Consider the following 473-nt stretch of genomic DNA (forward strand, 5'->3'; position numbering starts at 1 on the left):
AAACGTATCGAGGGCCTGCTGGGTGGCCCGAATAAACCGGCGGCTGACGGCGCTTTTGCTCAGACCATGGGTGCCCACCTCGGCCGAGAGGGCCGGGTTCGCATGGCCTTGTTGGCGGCTGGCTAAGCCAAAGAGCATCCGCTCCAAGATGGCCTGTGTCGCGACGCCGGCATCCTGGAAGGTTTGGTAGGTGGTCAGCGGCACTTCCTGACCGGTTGTCGTACGGACCCGGGGATGGGTCACGGGCACCCGCCGATCCCCCAAAAAGACGTAGCCGTCTTCGACGCCATGCCGAACGGCGGTGCGTTGCGGATTGTGCCGACCTTTCGGGCCTGCGATTTCGGTGACTTCTTGGTCCATCAGTTCTTGCAGGACACGCAGGCCCACCTGGACCGAGAGCCCCAGCAAGCCCGCCTCGGCATCGTGCAACAGGTCCACCAACGGAATGGACACCGTCGATCCCGTTTGTTCCG

General features: G+C 63.6%; 1 pseudogene. It reads right to left on the reverse strand.

The features are described 5' to 3' along the window. Positions 1-453 (reverse strand): annotated as a pseudogene (locus HIJ39_RS23405) (IS256 family transposase); the annotation flags it as partial. Between the last annotated feature and the right edge of the window lie 20 nt (positions 454-473).

The sequence above is a fragment of the Sulfobacillus harzensis genome (assembly GCF_012933365.1).
Classification (GTDB): Bacteria; Bacillota; Sulfobacillia; order Sulfobacillales; family Sulfobacillaceae; genus Sulfobacillus_B; species Sulfobacillus_B harzensis.